1 pseudogene is annotated in these 828 nt (G+C 44.9%); it reads left to right on the forward strand.

The annotated features are described in order from the left end of the window. Positions 1 to 170: 170 nt before the first annotated feature. Positions 171 to 828: pseudogene (locus AB4623_RS23940) on the forward strand (flagellin); the annotation flags it as partial.

Here is an 828-nt window from a genome sequence, read left to right on the forward strand (position 1 = left end):
ATATGATATTAAACTTGGCATACAACTTGTATCTGTGTTGGTTATAAATGATTAATACAGATCTTAAACCTTGTATAGGGTTTATCGAGTAATACACGGTCAGTGCTTATCCATATGAGAGTAAAGCTGGCCGCTTCGCAGAAACTTTGCGAACTCATAAGGAGAGCAAAATGGCTATCAATGTAAGCACTAACGTATCTGCTATGACAGCACAGCGTTACCTGAATAAAGCATCTAATGACTTAGCGACTTCTATGGAGCGTTTGTCATCTGGTCACAAGATCAACAGCGCGAAAGATGATGCGGCAGGTCTGCAAATCTCGAACCGTCTAACCGCTCAGTCTCGTGGTCTTGATGTGGCAATGCGTAATGCCAACGACGGTATTTCGATTGCTCAAACAGCAGAAGGCGCGATGAACGAATCGACTAACGTACTACAACGTATGCGTGATCTAGCGATTCAATCATCAAACGGCACTAACTCGCCGGCAGAGCGTACTGCACTGAACGAAGAGTCAATGGCACTTCAAGATGAGCTTAACCGTATTGCGGAAACCACATCGTTTGGTGGTCGTCGTCTACTGAACGGTTCATTCGGTGAAGCTTCATTCCAGATCGGTTCTAACTCTGGTGAAGCAATGATCATGGCTCTGACAAGTATCCGTGCAGATGACTACCGTATGGGTGGTACTACGTTCGATTCAGAAAACGCGAAAGATAAGAACTGGGAAGTGCCGCCAACAGCGAGCGATCTTAAGTTCGAATTCAAAACCAAAGCGGGTGAAGACATCGTTTTAGATATCAATACCAAAGCGGGCGATGATATCG

Source organism: Vibrio sp. 10N.222.52.C12, from assembly GCF_041474215.1.
Classification (GTDB): domain Bacteria; phylum Pseudomonadota; class Gammaproteobacteria; order Enterobacterales; family Vibrionaceae; genus Vibrio; species Vibrio crassostreae_C.